Below are 20,138 nucleotides of genomic sequence, written 5' to 3' on the forward strand. Positions count from 1 at the left end.
GTGTCGGTCACTTGACGGCCCCCGCCGTCAGACCGGTGACGAGATAGCGCTGGAGCAGCAGGAATCCGGCGACCACGGGCACGCTGACCACGAGCGACGCCGCCATGATCTGGTTCCAGTAGACGTCGTTGAGCGTGGAGTAGCCCTGGAGGCCGACGGCGAGGGTGCGGGTCTCGTCGTTGGTCATCACCGACGCGAAGAGCACTTCTCCCCACGCGGTCATGAAGGCGTAGACGGCGACCGCGACGATGCCGGGGATCGCCGCCGGGACGACGACCCGGAACAGCGCGCCGAGCGGACCGCAGCCGTCGACCAGCGCCGCCTCGTCCAGATCACGCGGCACCGAGTCGAAGTACCCGATGAGCATCCAGATCGAGAAGGGGAGGGAGAAGGTGAGGTACGTGAGGATCAGGCCGCCGCGCGAGCCGAACAGGGCGATGCCGGTGGCGTTGCCGATGTTGACGTAGAGCAGGAACAGCGGGAGCAGGAAGAGGATGCCCGGGAACATCTGGGTGGAGAGCACGGTGACCGTGAAGACGCGCTTGCCGCGGAAGTTGTAGCGGCTCACCGCGTAGGCGGCGAAGACCGCGATCACGACCGAGAAGACGGTCGCCGCGCCGGCCACGATCAGCGAGTTCATGAAGTACTTCGCGAGCGGGACCGTCGACCAGATGTCGATGTACGGGCGGATCGTCAGGGTGCTGGGCAGCCAGCGGAACTCCCCGGTGACGTCCGAGAGCGGCTTCAGCGAGCTGGAGACCATGACGTACACGGGCAGCAGGACGAAACCGGTGAGCACCGTCAGGAAGATCCTCCGGGACCACAGGAAGGACCGCGGGGGCGCCATCGGGGACCGGGCGCCGGCCGTGCGGGCGCTTGAGGTCTGAACGCTAGACATCGGCGGCCTTCCGTCCGCGGGAGGTGAACACCAGGTACAGGCCCGTCACCACGAGCAGGAACAGCAGCAGCAGGACGGACATCGCCGATCCGGTGCCGAAGTTCCAGGTCACGAAGCTGGCCTGGTAGATGTGCACCGAGATGAGGTCGCCGGCGTCCGGTGGTGTCTTGCCGAACAGCACGTACGGCGTGTTGAAGTCGTTGAACGTCCACAGGAACAGCACCAGCACCAGCACCTGGTTGACCGGGCGCAGCGAGGGCATCGTGATCCGGCGGATCTGCTGCCACATGCCCGCGCCGTCCAGCGACGCGGCCTCGTACAGCTCCTTGGGGATGTTCTGGAGTCCGGCCATCACGATGAGGAAGGCGAACGGCCAGCCCTTCCAGACCGACACCGTCAGCAGCGCGATGAAGGCGTTGTCGCCGATCAGCCAGAAGGACGGCTTGTCGGTGATGCCGAGCTGGTCGTGCAGGACGTGGTTCACCAGGCCGTTGTCGTGCTGGAACATAAAGACCCAGGTGATCACGGCCGTGTAGACGGGCAGGGCGTACGGCACCAGGAACAGGGCCCGGAGCACACCGCGGCCGCGGAAGTTGTCCTGGAGGAAGATCGCGGCCGCCGTGCCGATCAGCCAGCACAGGCCGACCGAGAGCACCGTGAAGGCGACCGTGATGAGGAACGAGTTGAGCAGCGCCTCGCCGACGGGGGCGTTGAAGTCCACCGACATCTTGTAGTTGTCGAGGGCGTTCCAGGGCGCGGCGGTCCAGTCACGGATGTAGAACTGCGTGAGTTCCTTGAAGCTCACCACGATGCCGATGACCATCGGCACCAGGTGGACCAGGAGTTCGAGCAGCAGCGCCGGCAGCAGCAGCAGGTAGGGCAGGGAGACGCGCCGGAGCCACCCGGGCCGGCGCGGGCGACGCGCCGGTCCGGGTGGGGTCTTGCGCACCGCCGGCTCGCCGACCTCGGTCGAGGCAGTGGTGGTGGTCACGGTACGGTCGCTCACTTCGTCGGCATCTGCTGCTGGGCCTTCTCGAGTGCCGCCTTCACCGACTCCTCGGTGATCGCGCTGCCTTCGGCGGCGTCGGCGAACAGGTCCTTGATGGCCGTACCGACGGCCGTCTCGAACTGGGACTCGTCCGCGACCTGCGGGGCCGCGATCGCGCTGTTGGCGAGGGTGTTCTTGAGGACCTCGTTGGCCGGGGTGTTGAAGACCGGGTCGGCCTGGGCGCCCTTGACCGGCGGGATCGTGCTGTAGGCCTCGTTGAGGATCTTCTGCTCGGCGTCGCTCGTCATGAACTTGACGAACTCGGTGGCGCCGTCGACGTTGTCGGTGTTCTTGAAGACGGCCAGGTTGATGCCCATGACCATGGAGTTGACCTGGGCGTCGGCGCCGGGGGTGCCGGACTGCACGGGCACCGGGACGATGCCGTAGTCGTCGGCGTTCATGCCCTGCGACGTCAGGTTGGCGGAGGCGGACTGCCAGAGCAGCATGCCCGTCTTGCCGGTGGCGAAGTCGCTGACGGACTGGTTCTGCGCGTACTCGGCGTTGCCGGGCGCGATGATCTTGTCCTTGGCCATCAGGTCGACGAACTGCTTGACGCCGGCGACGACACCGTCGGAGGTGAAGTCGGGCTTGCCGTCGGGGGTGAAGAACTCGGCGCCCTGCTGCTTGGCGAAGACCACGGCGTGGTGGATGTTCTCCGCCGGGTTCGAACCCTCGACGCCGATGCCCCACTTGCCGTCCTTGGACAGCTTCTTGCCTGCGGCGACCAGCTCGTCCCAGGTGGTCGGCGGCTTCGCGATGCCCGCGTCGGCGAACATCTTCTTGTTGTAGTAGAGCGCGTACGACATCGAGTACAGCGGCACCGCGGCCGGGTCCTGGCCCTCGGCGCCGGTCGAGCCGAGCGCGGAGTCGACGAAGCGGTCCTTGCCGCCGATCTTGTCGAGGTTCTCCGCGTTCCAGGGGAGCAGGCCGCCGGTCGCCTGGAGCGAGGCGCTCCAGGTGTTGCCGATGTTCAGCACGTCGGGGCCCTGACCGGACGTGGTCGCGGTGAGGATGCGGTTGAGCAGGTCGGACCAGGGCACGACCTCAAGCTCGACCTTGATCCCGGTCTCCTTCTCGAACTTGTCGAGTTCGGGCTGGAGGACCTTCTTGTCGACCTCGACGCTCGCGCCCTGGTTCGACGCCCAGTACGTGAGAGTCTTCGGAGAGTCGTTGGACCCGCCGCCGTCGCCGGAGGAACCGCCCCCGCAGGCCGAGGCGGCAAGGGCGAGTGACATGGTGACGGCGCCTATGGCCGCGGCTCGGATGCTGCGCATGGCTCAAGTCGTCCCTTCACGGAAGCCATCATGGCTTAATTTAGGACGTGAGTTAAACCTGTGGAGGCGGGCGCGTCAAGAGATCCGGCACGCGCCGAGCAGGGTTCATTTCCTGAACACGCCCAGACGGCCCGACGGACGCGACGCGGGCCCCCTCCCCGGACGGGGAGGGGGCCCTGGCGGGGTGGGCGGAGGCCACGGTTCCGGCCCGGCTCGCCTGCCCGGGGGGAGCCGCCGGACACGGCGGGACGTTCCCGAATCGTTAGCCGCCGCCGACCCTCCGGGCGGGACGTGCACATGCCACGACCGTGGATGTGGCTGCCCAGCGGGCGAGCCGGCGCCCGGGCACAGCCCGTCTCGTTGACCGGCGGGGGCCGGAGCCTCGGCGTAGCCCGTCGGGCGGGGCGGGGCCGTGGTGTGGCCGCGCCCCGCCCCCCTGACCGGCCGGCGCCCGGGGCGGATCCCCTCTCGCGCCGGTCGGTGTCGGCAGCTGGGCCCGGCCCCTCTTGCTAGCCCGCCGGGGCCGGTGCCGGGGCCTGGGCGTAGCCCGTCGGGCGGGTGGTGAAGGTGCCTCGGCCGTGGGTTCGGCTCCGTAGGCGGGTGGCGTAGCCGAAGAGTTCGGCCAGGGGCACGGTCGCCGTGAGCACCGTCGCGCTCCCCCGGGTGTCCGAGCCGGACACCCGGCCGCGGCGCGCGGCGAGATCGCCGAGCACCCCGCCCACGGCATCCTCGGGCACGGTCACCGTGACCTCGACGACCGGCTCCAGGAGCGCCATCGCGGAGCCCCGCAGGGCCTCGCGCAGGGCGAACCGGGCCGCCGTGCGGAACGCCTGCTCCGAGGAGTCCTTCACATGCGTCGCGCCGTCGGTGAGCGTGACCCGCAGCCCGGTCACGGGGTGACCGCCGAGCGGGCCCTCGGCGAGGGCGTCACGGCAGCCGGCCTCCACGGCACGGACGTACTCCTGCGGCACCCGCCCGCCGACCACCGCCGAGCGGAACTCGAAGCCGGAGTCCAGCGGCGCCACGTCCAGCACGACCTGCGCGAACTGGCCCGCGCCGCCGTCCTGTTTGACGTGCCGGTACACCAGCCCGGTCACCCCGCGCAGCACGGTCTCCCGGTACGCCACCCGGGGCCGGCCGACACCCACGTCGATGCCCTGGGCCCGGCGGACCTGCTCCACCGCCACCTCCAGATGCAGTTCGCCCATGCCGGACAGCAGGGTCTGCCCGGTCTCCGGATCGGTCCGTACGACCAGCGACGGATCCTCCTCGACCAGCCGGGCCAGCGCCGCGGCGAGCCGGTCCGTGTCGGTGGACCGGCGTGCCTCGACCGCCACGGAGACCACCGGCTCGGCGACCGTGGGCGGCTCCAGGACCAGCGGGGCGCCCGGCGCGCACAGCGTGGAGCCCGCGCGGGCCGACTTCAGCCCCACGACGGCCACGATGTCCCCCGCGACCGCACGGTCCAGCGGCTCGTGCCGGTCGGCCTGCACGCGCAGGATGCGGCCGATCCGCTCGGTGCGTCGCGCGACCGCGTCCCACACGGCGTCCCCCTTCTCGATCGCGCCCGAGTACAGGCGTACGTAGGTCATCCGGCCCGTCGGTGTGGCGCTCACCTTGAACGCCAGCGCCGCCAGCGGAGCTGCCGGATCGGCGGGCCGCTCCTGGTCCGTCCCGTCGAGCGTGCCGCGTACGGGCGGCACGTCCAGCGGGGACGGCAGATAGGCGACGACCGCGTCGAGCAGCGGTTCGACACCGCGGTTGCGGTAGGCGGAGCCGCACAGCACGACCACCCCCTCGCCGGTACGGGTGAGGTCGCGCAGCGCGGCGGTCAGCGTCCGCTCCGCCAGCGCGCCGTGCGTGACGAACTCCTCCAGCGCGACCGGGTGGAGCTCCGCCACCGCCTCGTCGAGGAGCCGGCGACGCCGCTCGGCCTCGCCCCGCAGCCCGTCGGGCACGGGCACCTCTTCGAGCGTGCCGTCCGTCCACACCAGCGCGCGCATACGCGGCAGGTCGACGACCCCGCGGAAGTCGTCCTCCGCGCCGATCGGCAGCTGCACGACCAGCGGCGCCGGATGCAGCCGCTCGCGGATCGACTCGACGGCGGTGTCGAGATCGGCGCCCGCGCGGTCCAGCTTGTTGACGAACGCGATCCTCGGCACGCCGTGCCGGTCCGCCTGCCGCCACACCGACTCGCTCTGCGGCTCCACACCCGCCACCGCGTCGAACACGGCGACGGCGCCGTCGAGCACCCGGAGCGAACGCTCCACCTCGTCGGCGAAGTCGACGTGCCCGGGGGTGTCGATGAGGTTGATCCGGTGCCCCGCCCAGGCGCAGCTGACGGCCGCCGCGAAGATGGTGATGCCGCGGTCGCGTTCCTGCGGGTCGAAGTCGGTGACGGTGGTGCCGTCGTGGACCTCGCCGCGCTTGTGGGTGGTGCCGGTGGCGAACAGGATCCGCTCGGTGACGGTGGTCTTCCCCGCGTCGACGTGGGCGAGGATGCCGAGGTTGCGGACGACGGCGAGTTGATCGGCGGGACGAGGGTTCTGGTGGGTGCGCACGGCCGTTGGCCTTTCGGGATGCTCCTGAAACGGGCAGCGCGATTTCCCGGACGGACGTATGCCGAAGTGGCACGTATGACGAGGTGGCACGTATGACGAGGTGTGCTGTCTCAGGTGCCCGTCACGGGCATCCGGTGCCGGCCGCGCAGCGGGCACCGGAGCGACGGAGACACCAGGATCACCTCGTAGCGGGAGCGGGGAACGGCGACAGCGGTGTGGTCACGCACGGCCGGCTCCCCTCACTCGTCACGACGGCGCGCCGCCCTGCCGGGGCGGCACGCGCTGGCACGGCGAGTGTAGGGAGCGGCGGCGGCCCTGCGCACCGCATTTTCGAAGAGCGCGGGACCACGCCTTGTTGAGCACGACGACGCCTCGTAGCGTGCGACTACGCCTCGTAGAAACGCTTGCGCACCCGCCGCAGCCAGCTCTCCGCCGCCCGCTCGTCCGGGTGTTCCGGCAGCACACTGCGGGTCTCGGCGAAGGCCTGCTCGAAGTGGCGCAGCAGGGGCCGCGCGGCGTCCGGGTCGGCGGCGACCTCCTCGCCGAAGCTGCGGAACGCCTCCGGGTCGTCGAGCCGGATCGTCAACCGCCCGGTGCGGTACAGCTCGTGGCCCTGGTGGCACAGCCGCTTGAGATGACGGGCGTGCTTGGCGGTGCGTCTGCGGGTGTCGGCGGAGAACGAGCCGTCGGCGCGCGACTCCAGCCGCCGGAACTGCTGGGTGGCGTAGCCGAGGTAGGCGTCGCGGACGCGGGCGGCGCCCAGGAACGTCGTCCGGATCCCGATCAGCTCGTCACCGAGGTCGGTGCGCACCTCGTACAGGTCGTCCGGGAGCCAGACGAGTTCGGTCACCGTGGGGTTGCCGCCGAGGGCGAGCCTGCACCACTTGGCGGCCTCGTGCAGGGTGCGGTCGGGTGCCGTGCTCACATGGGACGCCTTCGGCGGGTGCAGGCCGTGCAGTTCCTCGGTGGGAGCGGCGAAGAGGCCGAGCCGGTCGACGTCGGAGTCCTGGTGGGCGAGGCCGTAGGCGGTGGAGCCGACGATGCCGGCCAGCAGGACGTTCCTCACCTCGGCCGTGCCGCTCCCGTCCGTCCCGGTCATCGTGCCCCCCTGTGTCGGAAACGCCGTGTGCCGGCCGGGATCGCTCCCGGCCGGCACATGGGTGGTGCAACGCTGGTGTCCGAGGGGGGACTTGAACCCCCACGCCCGTTAAAGGGCACTAGCACCTCAAGCTAGCGCGTCTGCCATTCCGCCACCCGGACAAGGTGTCCGCCGCCTTGCACGGGGGTGTTCCCCGTGGCGACGAGCACCACAATACCAAGCTTTGGGAGGGCGTCTCACCTGCGTTTTCCGGGTGGGTTCAGGGCATGAGGTGGTAGTCGGGGAAGTTGCCCGGCAGCCGCTCCTGCGCCGGGCCGTGGGTGACCGCCCGCACAAGCAGCTCGCCGCCGACGAACGCGCCGCGCCAGGACGCCCCGAAGCCGCCGAACAGCTCGTCGCGGTCGCCGCGGGAGCGGGGTTTGCCGTGGCCGACCTTGAAGGCGCGGATCTGCGGCGCGAGCCGGTCGTAGGTCTCGCGGTCGTCGGTGGACAGGGTGGCGACCAGGGCGCCGTTGGACGCGTTCATCGCGGCCAGCAGCTCCGCCTCGGTGTCGACCAGGACGATCGTGTCGACCGGGCCGAAGGGCTCCGCGTGGTGCAGCGGCGAGGAGCGCGGCGGGTTGAGCAGCGTGACGGGGTGGACGTACGCGGAGGTGTCCTGGCCGGGCAGGAAGCGGGCGTCGGGCAGTCTGCCGCGGTGCAGCGGGACGGCGCCGCGGTCGACGGCCTCGGCGACCTGGTCGTTCAGCTCCTTCGCCTTGGCCGCGTTGATCACCGGCCCGAAGTCCAGCTCCGGATAGGGGTCGTCGGGGTGCTCGACGGCCAGCGGGTGGCCGATCCTGAGCGTGCGGACGGCGGGCAGGTAGGCGCCCAGGAACTCGTCGAACAGCTCGCGCTGGACGACGAACCGCGGGTACGCCGTGCAGCGCTGCTTGCCGTAGTCGAAGAGCTTGGGGATCACGGCGGTGAGGGCGTCCCAGTCGGAGTGGTTCCAGATGCCCCAGGTGTTGAGGCCCTCCTGTTCCAGGATGTGCCGCTTGCCGAGGTCGGCGACGGCCGTGGCGACGGCGGCGCCGGTGTCGCGGCCGCCGACGAAGGAGACACAGCCGATCTCGGGCGCCCGCACCAGCGCCTCGGACAGCGCGCCGCCGCTGCCGCTGACGAGGGTGACGGGGATGCCCTCGCGGGCGGCCAGCGCCGAGGCCAGGGTCAGACAGGCGACACCGCCGTCGGTGGGGGTCTTGGCGATGACCGCGTTGCCGGCCAGGGCCTGCACGAGCATGGCGTGCACGAGCACGCTCATCGGGTAGTTCCAGCTCGCGATGTTGGAGACGGGTCCGTCGAGCGGGGCCCGGCCGTCGAGCATCGGCTCGATGCCGTCGACGTACCAGCGCACTCCGTCGATGGCCCGGTCGACGTCGGCGGTGGCCAGCCGCCACGGTTTGCCGATCTCCCAGACCAGGAGCAGGGCGAGCAGTTCGCGGTGCTGGGTGAGCGCGTCGAGGGTGGCGGCGACGCGGGCGCGGCGCTCGTCGAGGGGGACGTGCCGCCAGGCGCGGTGCTGGTCGAGCGCGGCGCGCACGGCCCGGTGCGCGGCGTCGCTGTCCAGGCGGGGCGGTCCGGCGATGGGGCTGCCGTCGACGGGGGTGAAGGCGGGCAGGGACCTGCCGTCGGCCTGCCACTCGCCGTTCCAGAGGTTGAGGACGCGGTCGTCCCGGAAGGCCTCGGGGGCGACGGCCAGACAGCGCTGCCAGGCGTCGGTCCAGGAGGTACCCGATTTGAGGGTGAGGGTAGGGGTGGTGGTTGCCATCGTTGGGCTCCGCTCTCGGTGCACAGTCGGGGCGGGAGTTGCATGGCGGGTCCCGGGCACGGCTCGCACCGCCGTGCACGGAACCTCGTACGGGCTGGGCGGATGGGGCGAGGGGGGTGCGCGGTGCTCACCGGCACCGCGCACGGACCACGGACGGACCACGGACGGACCACGGACGGACCGCGCACGGACCGCGCACGGACCGCGCACGGACCGCGGACGGGGTCAGCCGGCGGTGTCCAGGACGGCCAGCACCAGCCGGGCCGTCTCGGTCGGTGTGCTCCCCACCCGCACTCCGACCTCCTCCAGGGCGGCCTTCTTCGCCTCCGCCGTCCCGGACGATCCGGAGACGATGGCGCCCGCGTGACCCATGGTCTTGCCCTCGGGCGCGGTGAAGCCGGCGATGTAGCCGACGACGGGCTTGGTGACGTGCTCCCGGATGTAGGCGGCGGCCCGTTCCTCCGCGTCGCCGCCGATCTCGCCGATGAGGACGATGAGTTCGGTGTCGGGGTCGTCCTGGAAGGCGGCCAGGCAGTCGATGTGGTTGGTGCCGACGACGGGGTCGCCGCCGATGCCGACACAGGTGGAGAAACCGATGTCCCGCAGCTCGTACATGAGCTGGTAGGTGAGGGTGCCCGACTTCGAGACCAGGCCGATGCGGCCCGGCTTGGTGATGTCGGCGGGGATGATGCCCGCGTTGGACTGGCCGGGGGTGATCAGGCCGGGGCAGTTGGGTCCGACGACCCGGGTGCCCTTCGCCCGCGCGTACGCCGTGAAGGCCACGGAGTCGTGGACGGGGATGCCCTCGGTGATGACGACGGCGAGCCCGATGCCGGCGTCGGCGGCCTCGGTGACGGCCGACTTGGCGAACGCGGGCGGCACGAAGACGACGGTGACGTCGGCGCCGGTGGCGGCCATGCCGTCGGCGACCGTGCCGAAGACGGGCACCGCGCGGTCGTCGAAGTCGACGCTGCGGCCCGCCTTGCGCGGGTTGACGCCGCCGACCACGTTGGTGCCCGCGGCGAGCATCCGCCGGGTGTGCTTCATGCCCTCGCCGCCGGTCATGCCCTGGACGAGGACCTTGCTCTCCTTGGTCAGGTAGATCGCCATGTCCACGTCTCCTTAGGCTGCGGCGGCGAGGTCGGCGGCCGCGCGCGCGGCGCCGTCCATGGTGGTGGCCTGCTGGACCAGCGGGTGCGCGTGCTCGTCGAGGATCGCGCGGCCGCGTACGGCGTTGTTGCCGTCGAGCCGCACCACGAGCGGTTTGGTCAGCCGGACGGTGTCCAGTGCCTGCACGATGCCGTCGGCGACGGCGTCGCAGGCGGTGATGCCGCCGAAGACGTTGACGAAGACGGACTTCACGGCCGGGTCGGAGAGGATCACGGAGAGGCCGTCGGCCATGATCTGGGCGGAGGCGCCGCCGCCGATGTCGAGGAAGTTGGCGGGCCGGGCGCCGCAGCCGGCCACGACGTCGAGGGTCGACATGACCAGCCCGGCGCCGTTGCCGATGATGCCGACCTCGCCGTCGAGCTTGACGTAGTTGAGCCCGCGTTCGGCTGCGACGGCCTCCAGCGGGTCGTCGTGCTCGGTGGCCTCGGCGCCCCAGCGGGCCTGCCGGAAGCGGGCGTTGTCGTCGAGGGTGACCTTGCCGTCGAGGGCGAGGATCTGGCCCTGCGCGGTCCGTACGAGCGGGTTGACCTCGACGAGCAGCGCGTCCTCGCGGATCAGCACCTCCCACAGGCGGACCAGGACGTCGACGGTCTGCGGGGGCAGCCCCGCGGCGTCGGCGATCTCGCCTGCCTTGGCCGAGGTGACCCCGGTCGCCGGGTCGATCGGAATACGGGCCACCGCTTCCGGCCGAGTTGCGGCGACCTCCTCGATGTCCATACCGCCCTCCGCCGAGGCGATGGCGAGGAACTGACCTGCGGCGCGATCAAGGACGTAGGAGACGTAGTACTCCGTCTCGATTTCGACGGGCTGGGCGAGCATCACCCTGCCGACCCGGTGGCCCTTGATGTCCATACCAAGTATCTGGCGGGCCGTCAGCTCGGCGGCGGCCGGGTCGGCGGCCATCCGCACCCCGCCCGCCTTGCCGCGTCCGCCCGTCTTGACCTGAGCTTTCACTACAACCTTGCCGCCCAGTCGGCGGGCGATCGAGCCGGCCTCCTTGGCCGAGTCGGTGACCTCGGCCCGCGGTACCAGGATCCCGTGCTCTTCGAACAGTTCCCTTGCCTGGTGTTCGTACAGGTCCATCTCGGCTCCTGACTGATTTTGTCGCACGCCCCCTGGACACCACCCACCGGATGCGGGATAACAAGCTTCATACAGTATTCGTCGACTGTATGCAATGTACCGTGGGGGCTCCGCAGCCCTCCGACGAAGGGAAAGGACTCCGCCATGCCTGACGCGAGACGCGAAGCGAACGTGCAGCTCAGCCCGGGTGGACACCGCGTCGCCGACGTCACTTCGGACCCCTCCCCCGTCCTCCGGTACCGACCGGTCGACGAGCTCAGCGACTTCCAGCCCCCGTACTTCCAGCCCCTGCACAAGTGAGGAGGCCTCCATGCCCCCGGTTGCGACCAAGGCCCTCGAAGGAGTCCGCGTCCTGGACATGACCCATGTCCAGTCCGGACCCTCAGCGACACAGCTCCTCGCCTGGCTAGGCGCGGACGTCATCAAGCTGGAGGCTCCGTCCGGCGACATCACGCGCAAGCAGTTGCGCGATGTGCCGAACGTGGACTCGCTCTACTTCACGATGCTCAACTGCAACAAGCGGAGCATCACCCTCAACACCAAGACCGAACGCGGCAAGGACATCCTCACCGAGCTGATCCGGCGCTCCGACGTCATGGTCGAGAACTTCGGCCCCGGCGCCGTCGACCGGATGGGCTTCACCTGGGACCGCATCCAGGAGATCAACCCCCGGATCGTCTACGCCTCCATCAAGGGGTTCGGCGAAGGCCCGTACACCAACTTCAAGGCGTACGAGGTCGTCGCGCAGGCCATGGGCGGGTCGATGTCGACGACCGGCTTCGAGGACGGCCCGCCGCTGGCGACGGGATCCCAGATCGGCGACTCCGGCACCGGTGTGCACGTCGTGGCGGGCATCCTCGCCGCGCTGTACCAGCGGGAGCACACCGGACGCGGGCAGCGGGTCAACGTGGCCATGCAGCACGCCGTGCTCAACCTCTGCCGGGTGAAGCTGCGCGACCAGCAGCGCCTGGCCCACGGCCCGCTCGCCGAATATCCCAACGAGGACTTCGGCGACGAGGTTCCCAGGTCCGGCAACGCGTCCGGCGGCGGCCAGCCCGGCTGGGCCGTCAAGTGCGCGCCGGGCGGCCCCAACGACTACGTGTACGTGATCGTGCAGCCCGTCGGCTGGCAGCCGATCACCGAGCTGATCGGCAGGCCCGAACTCGCCGACGACCCCGAGTGGTCGACGCCCGAGGCCCGGCTGCCCAAGCTCGGCAAGATGTTCCAGCTCATCGAGGAGTGGTCCTCGACCCTGCCCAAGTGGGAGGTGCTGGAGAAGCTCAACGCGCACAACGTGCCGTGCGGGCCGATCCTCTCCACCAAGGAGATCATCGAGGACGCCTCGCTGGTCGCCAACGAGATGGTGGTCACGGTCCCGCACCCCGAGCGCGGTGAGTTCGTCACCGTCGGCAGCCCGCTGAAGCTGTCCGACTCCCCTGTGGAAGTAACCAGTTCGCCCCTGCTCGGCGAGCACAACGAAGCGGTGTACGTGGGTGAGCTCGGCCTCGGCGACGAGGAACTGCGCCTGCTCAAGACGAACGGAGTGATCTGACGTGATGGCCGAAGACCGGGTGCTGAGGGTGCGCGAGCTCCTCGACGCAGTGCGGGCCGAGGGGCGGACCGCGCTGACGGCACCCGAGGGAAAGGTGATCGCCGACGCGTACGCGATCGCCGTACCGGGAGAGGAACTGGCGACGGACGTCGAGGAGGCCGTGGCGTACGCCGCGCGCTTCGGCGGGCCCGTCGTGATGAAGATCGTCTCCCCGGACATCCTGCACAAGACCGACGCCGGCGGTGTCGTCGTCGGGGTCGAGGGCGCGGCGGACGTGCGGACCACGTTCCACCGGATCATCGACAACGCGCGGGCCTACGACGCCGACGCGAAGATCGAGGGCGTGCAGGTGCAGGAACTCCTCCCGCAGGGGCAGGAGGTCATCGTCGGTGCGGTCACCGACCCGACATTCGGGAAGGTCGTCGCCTTCGGACTGGGCGGTGTGCTCGTCGAGGTCCTCAAGGACGTCACGTTCCGGCTGGCGCCGGTGACGCCCGACGAGGCGCTGTCGATGCTGGACTCCATCCGGGCGGCCGAGATCCTGCGCGGGGTGCGCGGCGCGCCGGCGGTGGACCGCTGGGCGATCGCCGAGCAGATCCGCCGGGTCTCCGAACTCGTCTCGGACTTCCCGGAGATCGCCGAGGTCGACCTCAACCCGGTGATCGCGACCCCGGAGTCGGCGATCGCGGCGGACATCCGGATCATCCTCGCCGAGTCGCAGCCCAAGCCGCGCCGCAAGTACAGCCGCGACGAGATCCTGACCTCGATGCGCCGCCTGATGCAGCCGAACTCCGTGGCGGTGATCGGCGCGTCCAACGAGCAGGGCAAGATCGGCAACTCGGTCATGCGCAACCTCGTCGACGGCGGTTTCGCGGGCGAGATCCACCCGGTGAACCCCAAGGCCGATGACATTCTGGGCCGCAAGGCGTACAAGAGTGTCACGGACGTTCCCGGTGAGGTGGATGTGGCCGTCTTCGCCATTCCCGCCAAGTTCGTGGCCGCGGCCCTGGAGGAGGTCGGACGCAAGAAGATCCCCAACGCCGTACTGATCCCCTCCGGGTTCGCGGAGACCGGTGAGCAGGCGCTCCAGGACGAGATCGTGGAGATCGCCGAGCGGCACGGTGTCCGGCTGCTCGGGCCGAACATCTACGGCTACTACTCGACGTGGCAGGACCTGTGCGCCACGTTCTGCACGCCGTACGACGTCAAGGGCGGTGTCGCGCTGACCTCGCAGTCCGGCGGTATCGGCATGGCCATCCTCGGCTTCGCGCGCACCACCAAGACCGGTGTGTCGGCGATCGTCGGCCTGGGCAACAAGTCGGACCTGGACGAGGACGACCTGCTGACCTGGTTCGGCGAGGACCCGCACACCGAGTGCATCGCGATGCACCTGGAGGACCTCAAGGACGGCCGTGCCTTCGTCGAGGCCGCGCGGGCGACCGTACCGAAGAAGCCGGTCGTGGTGCTCAAGGCGGGCCGTACCGCCGCGGGTGCCAAGGCGGCCGGTTCGCACACCGGCGCGCTGGCGGGCGACGACGCCGTCTACGACGACATCCTGAAGCAGGCCGGTGTCATCAGGGCGCCCGGTCTGAACGACATGCTGGAGTACGCGCGCGCGTTGCCCGTGCTCCCGCCTCCGCAGGGCGACAACATCGTGATCATCACCGGGGCCGGCGGCAGCGGTGTGCTGCTGTCCGACGCGGTGACCGACAACGGGCTGTCCCTGATGGAGATCCCGCCGGACCTCGACGAGGCCTTCCGGAGGTTCATCCCGCCCTTCGGGGCCGCGGGCAACCCGGTGGACATCACCGGGGGCGAGCCGCCGTCGACGTACGAGGCGACGATCCGGCTCGGTCTGGAGGATCCGCGGATCCACTCGCTGGTCCTCGGCTACTGGCACACCATCGTCACGCCGCCCATGGTCTTCGCCGAGCTCACCGCGCGCGTGGTGGCCGAGTTCCGCGAGCGCGGCATAGAGAAGCCCGTGGTGGCGTCACTCGCGGGTGACGTCGAGGTCGAGGAGGCGTGCCAGTACCTCTTCGAGCGGGGCGTCGTGGCGTACCCGTACACCACCGAGAAGCCCGTGGCCGTGCTCGGCGCGAAGTACCGCTGGGCGAGGGCGGCGGGGCTGTTGGGGGGCGGCTCATGAGGTGAGTGACGGGGGGACCGGCCGACGGTGCGCGTCGGCCGGTCCCGGGCCCGTGAGCGCACGAAAGGCATTTGGACAGGGGGCGCTGGCCAGATCTTTCGACGCAAGGGGTGCAAGTACTCATGACAACCACCGACGTTCCACAGGTGGCCTCGTACCGCGAGGTGACCGACAAGAACGGACGCGTCTACCGCGTCGGCGAGTCCGACATCGACGTAATGGGGCGCAAGCGCAAGTGGATGGTGATCCTGCCCTGGATCGGCATGATGGGCATTTCCTCCGCCGAGTACGCGTTCGCGTCGGCCGAGGACACCCTTCACACCGCGCATCACTGGAACAGTGCACACATCTTCTGGATGATGACCGTCTGGATCTTCTTCCAGGCCGCCGTCGCCTTTCCCGCGGGCAAGCTGCGTGAGAGCGGGAAACTGCCGGCCCGTTGGGCCATGATGTGCGGTGCCGCAGGCACCCTGCTGGGTTATCTGTCACTGGCCTACGCGCCGCATGTGATCGTCGCCTACATAGGCTTCGGCATGTTCAGCGGTATGGGCGCGGGCATGGTCTACGCGACCTGCGTGAACATGGTCGGCAAGTGGTATCCGGAGCGCAAGGGCGGCAAGACCGGCTTCGTCAACGGCGGTTTCGCCTACGGCTCGGTGCCCTTCGTGTTCCTCTTCAACGGTTACATGGACCTCACCAACTTCCGTTGGGTGCTGGTCTCCGTGGGTCTTTTCCTCGCCGGTGTCGTGGCCGTCGCCGGTTACTTCTTCAAGGACCCGCCGAAGAACTGGTGGCCCGACGCGATCGACCCGCTGAACCCCCCGAAGGACCCCCGTGCGGCCCGTTCCATGAAGATGAACCCGCCGGCGATCCACCAGTACACCCCCAAGGAGGCGTGGAGGACGGGCCGTGTGGCCCTGATGTGGTTCTGTCTCGCGTGCACGTCCGGCGTGAACATCTTCGGTATCGCCTTCCAGGTCGACATCGGCGACGAGGCCGGATTCGCCGGTGGTGTCGTGGCGACCGCCATGTCGCTGAAGGCCATCGTCAACGGCACCGGCCGCGGTGTCATCGGCTGGCTCTCCGACCTGTACGGCCGCAAGCGCTGCCTGCTCGTGGTCTGTGTGATCCTCGGACTCTCCCAGTACGGAATCCTCTGGTCGGCGGAGATCAAGAACCTGCCGCTGTTCCTGGTCTTCTCGTCGATCTCCGGATTCGGCGGCGGCGCCATCTTCCCGATGTTCGCCGCGCTCACCGCCGACTACTTCGGTGAGAACAACAACGCGTCCAACTACGGAATGGTGTACAGCGCCAAGCTCGTCTCCGGTCTGGGCGCGGGCATGGGCGCCGTCGTCGTCGGCGCCTGGGGTCACTCCGGTGCCTTCATCCTGGCCGGTTCCATCTCGCTCTTCGCCGGATGCATGGCGTTGTTCCTGAGGCCGCCGGGGCGTGGCGACCACATCAAGCCCAATCCGCAACCGCTCGGCGAGGAGATGGCGTGACATGACGGTCGCCCCCGTCGCACGGAACGGCATCGCCGGCCCGGCCGCCGCAACCAGTCCCCACCTCCGAAAGACCTCGGTGCGTCCGCGCACCAGCACGGCCGGCACGTGGTTCCGCGAGCGACGGGGTGCACGCGGCGGGGGTGTCCCGCAGCCGGCGGGCTGACACCCGCACGCACGCACCACCGCACGTCGAAGGAGGCCCTCCCCAGCCGGGGGAGGGCCTCCTCGTGTGTGGTGCTACGGCACGGGGCCGGCGGTCAGCACTTCTTGCGCAGCGCGTGCAGGTGGGCGCTGGAGCGGCGGGCGAAGGTGAACGACTCGGTCGGGTTGTCGTGCTCCGCCTGCCAGTGGTGGGCGTAGCGATGGCCGCGCAGCTCGGTCACCTTGGAGATGAACTTCTTGTAGTCGATGTCGCCGTCGCCGACGTCCACCATGCGGTAGCCGTACAGGTTGGTCGGGTCCTCCTGGCCGTCCTTCACGTGGAAGAGCGGGTAGCGGTGCGGCTGCTTCAGCACGTACCGCAGCGGGTCGAAGGGGGCGGGCTTGCCGTCGGGGCGCGTGGAGTAGCGGAACTGGCCCGAGTAGGCCCAGAAGATGTCCATCTCCAGGAACACCAGGTCGGGGTCGGTCTCCCGGAGCAGTACGTCGTAGAGCCGGACCTTGGGGTTGTCCGTGGCGAAGGAGAACTCCTCGGAGTGGTTGTGCTGGTAGAACTTCATGCCGCGCTTGCGGGCGGCGGCGCCGTAGGTGTTGAACTCCTCGGCGGCCCGCTTCCAGCCGTCGACGGTCGAGCCGTAGCGGAAGGGTCCGGAGGCGGTGCCGATGTGCTTGAGGCCGAGGGCCTGGGCGTCGTCGAGGACCTTCTCCAGGTTCTGGGCGAATGTGTAGGCGTTGGGGTTGTTGTCGTCCCAGTAGCCGACGTGGCTGCCGATCGGGTTCAGCCCGTAGTTCTTCGCGAGTTTCTTGAGCTGGGCGAGGGTGATGGGCCCGGCCGACCCCTGGGTGTAGCCGGCGAACTCGACCTCGTCGTAGCCGTACTTCTTCAGTTCGGCGAAGACGGCCGCGAAGCCGAGGGTGGAGACCTTGTCACGCAGGCTGTACAGCTGGATGCCGAGCCGGCCGGGCGGCAGGACGGCCTCGCCGCGGTGGCCGTGCCCGTGCCGGTCGGCGGTGCCGGCGGCGGCCTGCGCGGGGACCGCGGCGGCGCCCACCAGCGCGGCCGCGGTGGTGCCTGCGGCCACGCCCAGCATGCCTCGTCTGCTGAGGCGGTGGGCCAGTTCGGGGTCGTGCTCCTTGCTGAAGCGAGGCATGCGGCTCATACGGTTCTCCTCGGGTAGCGGGGCGTTGTCAGTGGTGGGTGCTTCACTGGTGAGCAGTCGGATCGCCGGGTCCGACGGGCCGGCCGAGGCCGGCGAGTTGGAGCAGTAGTGACTTCACATCGGTGGCCGCGACGCGGTCTCCGACGGCACGGGGGGTGGAGCAGATGATGAGCGGACCTTCGTCGTCGCTCGCGGGAAGACGGCCGTGGCTGCCGCGCACGGGCGACGGGTCCAGCGGCACGACCGCCATCCGGTACCGCATACCGAGCTTCTTGCGGGCCAGCGCGGTCGCCGCCTTGACCTTGACGTAGGGGTCGAGCGGGTCCATGAACAGCTCGACCGGGTCGTAGCCGGGTTTGCGGTGGATCTCGACGAGCTGCGCGAAGTCGGGCGCGCGGTCGTCGTCGAGCCAGTAGTAGTACGTGAACCAGGCGTCCGGCTCCGCCACGGCGACCAGTTCGCCGGCGCGCGGATGGTCCAGCTGGTGCTCCTTCTTGCCCTCGTCGTCGAGGAGTTGCTCGATACCGGGCAGTCCGTCGAGCGCGGAGCGTACGGCGTCGAGGTCCTCGGGGCGGCGTACGTAGACGTGGGCGATCTGGTGGTCGGCGACCGCGAAGGCCCGGGAGGCCATCGGGTCGAGGTACTCCATGCCGTCCTGGGTGTGGACCTCGAGGAGTCCGGCCCGGCGCAGGGCCCGGTTGATGTCGACGGGCCGGCGTACGGCGGTGATGCCGTACTCGGAGAGCGCGACGACGGTACGGCCCTCCGCGCGGGCGTCGGCGAGCAGCGGGGCCACGGCCGCGTCCAGGTCCCGGGCGGCCTTCAGGGAGCGCGGGTCGTCGGGGCCGTAGCGCTGGAGGTCGTAGTCGAGGTGGGGGAGGTAGCACAGGGTCAGGTCGGGGTGGCGGGTGCGCATGATGTGGCGGGTCGCGTCGATGATCCACTGGCTGGAGACCAGGTCGGCGCGCGGGCCCCAGAAGCTGAACAGGGGGAAGGTGCCGAGTTTCGCGGAGAGTTCGTCGTGCAGGGCCGGCGGGCGGGTGTAGCAGTCCGGTTCCTTGCGTCCGTCGGCGTAGTAGACCGGGCGCGGGGTGACCGTGTAGTCGGTGTCGGCGCCCATGGCGTACCACCAGCAGATGTTGGCCACGGTGTAGCCGGGGTACGCGCGGCGGGCGGCGTCCCAGAGCTTGTCGCCGGCGACCAGGCCGTTGTGCTGGCGCCACAGCAGGACGTCGCCGAGCTCGCGGAAGTACCAGCCGTTGCCGACGATCCCGTGCTCGGAAGGCGTGGTGCCGGTCAGGAACGTGGACTGGGCGGCACAGGTGACGGCCGGCAGGACGGTGCCGAGCGGGGCGCGGGAGCCGGACCGGCCGAGCGCCCTGAGGTTCGGCATGTGGTCGAGGAGACGGGGGGTGAGGCCCACGACGTCCAGGACGAGGAGGGGGGTCGGGCGGGTGTCCGGGGACGGCCCGTCCTGGGTGCTCTCCGACGGGGGCGGGGTCACGGCAGCTCCTTCAGTCCGAGGTCCGTCAGCAGGTCGCGGGCGAGGGTGAGTTCGGCGGCGATGCCGTCGGCGAGCTGGGCCTTGGCCCGGGGCCGCAGTTCGGGCGGGAGCGCCTGCCAGGTGTAGGTCTCGACCTCCAGATGGCGGGTGAGCGGGACGGGCCCGCCGACCAGCCGGGTCAGGACGGTCCGCAGTACCGGGAGGGTGGAGGTGAGGGGTTCGGCGGGCGCGGCGTGCAGGGGCACGTGGAAGTGGGCGCGCCACGGGGAGGCGTCGGGGAGCAGGTCGCCGCCGAGCGCCTCACCCAGGTCGTCGGTGCCGCGCAGCCCGGCGGCGGTGGCCGTGCGGGTCTGGTGCAGGAAGCGGGGCTCGTCGAAGGCGGCGAGGGCCTCGCGGACCTCGGGGAGGTGGGGCTGTTCGGCGTGCAGGGCGGCCGACAGCTGGGACTTGACGACGGGCACGCGGGCCGCGGTGAGCGCGTCGAGGGCGGTGTGCGGGTCCTCGAAGGAGGTGGCGAGATGACAGGTGTCGACACAGATGCCGACCCGCGGGTGGTCGATCTTGGTGAGCGGGGCGATGGCGTCGGCGGTGGTCTCGACGACACAGCCGGGCTCGGGTTCGAGGCCGATGCGGATGGAGCGGCCGGTGAGGTCCTCAAGGGCGTCCAGGCGTTCGGCGAGGGTACGCAGGGCGGTGCGGGCGGTCTCGTCGCGCTCCGGGTCGGTGGCGGTGCGCCAGGCGAGGGGCAGGGTGGAGATGCTGCCCTCGGTGACGTCGTCCGGCAGCAGTCCGGCGAGCAGGCGGGCCAGCGCGGTGGTGTGTTCCAGGCGCTCGGGGTCGGCCCAGTCCGGCTTGTACACGCGGTACTTGACCTCTTCGGCGCCGAACCCCTCGTAGGGGAAGCCGTTGAGGGTGACGACCTCCAGGCCGCGCAGGTCGAGTTCGGTGCGCAGGGCGCGCAGCGCGGACGGGTCGGTGACCAGGGTGCGCGCGGCGTCCTTGGCGAGCCACAGGCCGATGCCGAGGCGGTCGCGGCCGAGGCGGCGGCGGACGGGCTCGCAGTGGTCGCGGAGCTGGGCGAGGACGCCTTCGAAGGTCTCGGCGGGGTGCACGTTGGTGCAGTAGGAGAGGTGGACCGTGGAGCCGTCGGGGTGCCGGAAGCGCAT

15 protein-coding genes and 1 tRNA gene are annotated in these 20,138 nt (G+C 70.3%); 4 read left to right on the top strand and 12 right to left on the bottom strand.

Features of this window, described 5'->3' with window-relative positions; genetic code table 11:
• Positions 1–7: 7 nt before the first annotated feature.
• The 9 genes from ACIQAC_RS07630 to sucC all read right to left on the bottom strand — a co-directional run bounded on the left by ACIQAC_RS07630 (position 8) and on the right by sucC (position 10,943).
• Positions 8–847 carry a carbohydrate ABC transporter permease gene (locus tag ACIQAC_RS07630; RefSeq protein WP_402188210.1) on the bottom strand — a complete coding sequence of 280 codons (840 nt, stop codon included), beginning with the start codon at positions 845–847 and terminating at the stop codon, positions 8–10.
• 43 nt (positions 848–890) lie between these two features.
• Positions 891–1,889, bottom strand: a complete 999-nt coding sequence (locus tag ACIQAC_RS07635) for a carbohydrate ABC transporter permease (RefSeq protein ID WP_402187979.1) — start codon at positions 1,887–1,889, stop codon at positions 891–893.
• A gap of 11 nt (positions 1,890–1,900) precedes the next feature.
• Positions 1,901–3,220: an ABC transporter substrate-binding protein gene (locus tag ACIQAC_RS07640; RefSeq protein ID WP_402187981.1), complete on the bottom strand. Its 1,320-nt coding sequence runs from the start codon at positions 3,218–3,220 to the stop codon at positions 1,901–1,903.
• A 509-nt stretch (positions 3,221–3,729) separates the two neighbouring features.
• Positions 3,730–5,781: an elongation factor G gene (gene fusA, locus ACIQAC_RS07645; RefSeq protein ID WP_402187983.1), complete on the bottom strand. Its 2,052-nt coding sequence runs from the start codon at positions 5,779–5,781 to the stop codon at positions 3,730–3,732.
• 385 nt (positions 5,782–6,166) lie between these two features.
• Positions 6,167–6,880, bottom strand: coding sequence for a DNA polymerase beta superfamily protein (locus ACIQAC_RS07650; RefSeq protein ID WP_402187985.1), 714 nt, complete (start codon positions 6,878–6,880; stop codon positions 6,167–6,169).
• Positions 6,881–6,953: 73 nt separating this feature from the next.
• Positions 6,954–7,041, bottom strand: a tRNA-Leu gene (locus ACIQAC_RS07655).
• A 98-nt stretch (positions 7,042–7,139) separates the two neighbouring features.
• On the bottom strand, positions 7,140–8,690 hold the full coding sequence (locus tag ACIQAC_RS07660; protein ID WP_402187987.1) for an aldehyde dehydrogenase family protein: 1,551 nt from the start codon (positions 8,688–8,690) through the stop codon (positions 7,140–7,142).
• A 225-nt stretch (positions 8,691–8,915) separates the two neighbouring features.
• Positions 8,916–9,800: a succinate--CoA ligase subunit alpha gene (sucD, locus tag ACIQAC_RS07665; RefSeq protein WP_402187989.1), complete on the bottom strand. Its 885-nt coding sequence runs from the start codon at positions 9,798–9,800 to the stop codon at positions 8,916–8,918.
• Positions 9,801–9,812: 12 nt separating this feature from the next.
• Positions 9,813–10,943: an ADP-forming succinate--CoA ligase subunit beta gene (sucC, locus tag ACIQAC_RS07670; protein ID WP_402187991.1), complete on the bottom strand. Its 1,131-nt coding sequence runs from the start codon at positions 10,941–10,943 to the stop codon at positions 9,813–9,815.
• A 144-nt stretch (positions 10,944–11,087) separates the two neighbouring features.
• On the opposite strand from sucC, the gene ACIQAC_RS07675 reads away from it, so the two are divergent.
• From ACIQAC_RS07675 to ACIQAC_RS07690, 4 genes are all read left to right on the top strand, one after another.
• Positions 11,088–11,243, top strand: a complete 156-nt coding sequence (locus ACIQAC_RS07675) for a hypothetical protein (protein ID WP_402187993.1) — start codon at positions 11,088–11,090, stop codon at positions 11,241–11,243.
• A 10-nt stretch (positions 11,244–11,253) separates the two neighbouring features.
• Positions 11,254–12,495: a formyl-CoA transferase gene (gene frc / locus ACIQAC_RS07680; protein ID WP_402187995.1), complete on the top strand. Its 1,242-nt coding sequence runs from the start codon at positions 11,254–11,256 to the stop codon at positions 12,493–12,495.
• A gap of 4 nt (positions 12,496–12,499) precedes the next feature.
• The gene (locus tag ACIQAC_RS07685; protein ID WP_402188212.1) at positions 12,500–14,644 is read left to right on the top strand and encodes an acetate--CoA ligase family protein; all 2,145 of its coding nucleotides are present in this window, start codon (positions 12,500–12,502) and stop codon (positions 14,642–14,644) included.
• 122 nt (positions 14,645–14,766) lie between these two features.
• Positions 14,767–16,146, top strand: a complete 1,380-nt coding sequence (locus tag ACIQAC_RS07690; RefSeq protein WP_402187997.1) for an OFA family MFS transporter — start codon at positions 14,767–14,769, stop codon at positions 16,144–16,146.
• A gap of 260 nt (positions 16,147–16,406) precedes the next feature.
• Here the strand turns inward: ACIQAC_RS07690 and ACIQAC_RS07695 are convergent, their stop codons facing one another.
• From ACIQAC_RS07695 to eboE, 3 genes are read right to left on the bottom strand one after another with little or no spacing between them, the layout of a single operon-like run.
• Complete coding sequence (locus ACIQAC_RS07695) at positions 16,407–17,459, bottom strand: sugar phosphate isomerase/epimerase family protein (RefSeq protein WP_402188214.1); 1,053 nt, start codon at positions 17,457–17,459, stop codon at positions 16,407–16,409.
• 52 nt (positions 17,460–17,511) lie between these two features.
• Entirely contained in the window at positions 17,512–18,972 is a 1,461-nt protein-coding gene (locus tag ACIQAC_RS07700) for a nucleotide pyrophosphatase/phosphodiesterase family protein (protein ID WP_402187999.1), read from the bottom strand.
• Positions 18,969–20,138, bottom strand: a complete 1,170-nt coding sequence (gene eboE / locus ACIQAC_RS07705) for a metabolite traffic protein EboE (protein ID WP_402188001.1) — start codon at positions 20,136–20,138, stop codon at positions 18,969–18,971. Before eboE ends, ACIQAC_RS07700 begins: the two co-directional genes overlap by 4 nt.

Source organism: Streptomyces sp. NPDC088387 (genome assembly GCF_044753385.1).
Lineage (GTDB): Bacteria > Actinomycetota > Actinomycetes > Streptomycetales > Streptomycetaceae > Streptomyces.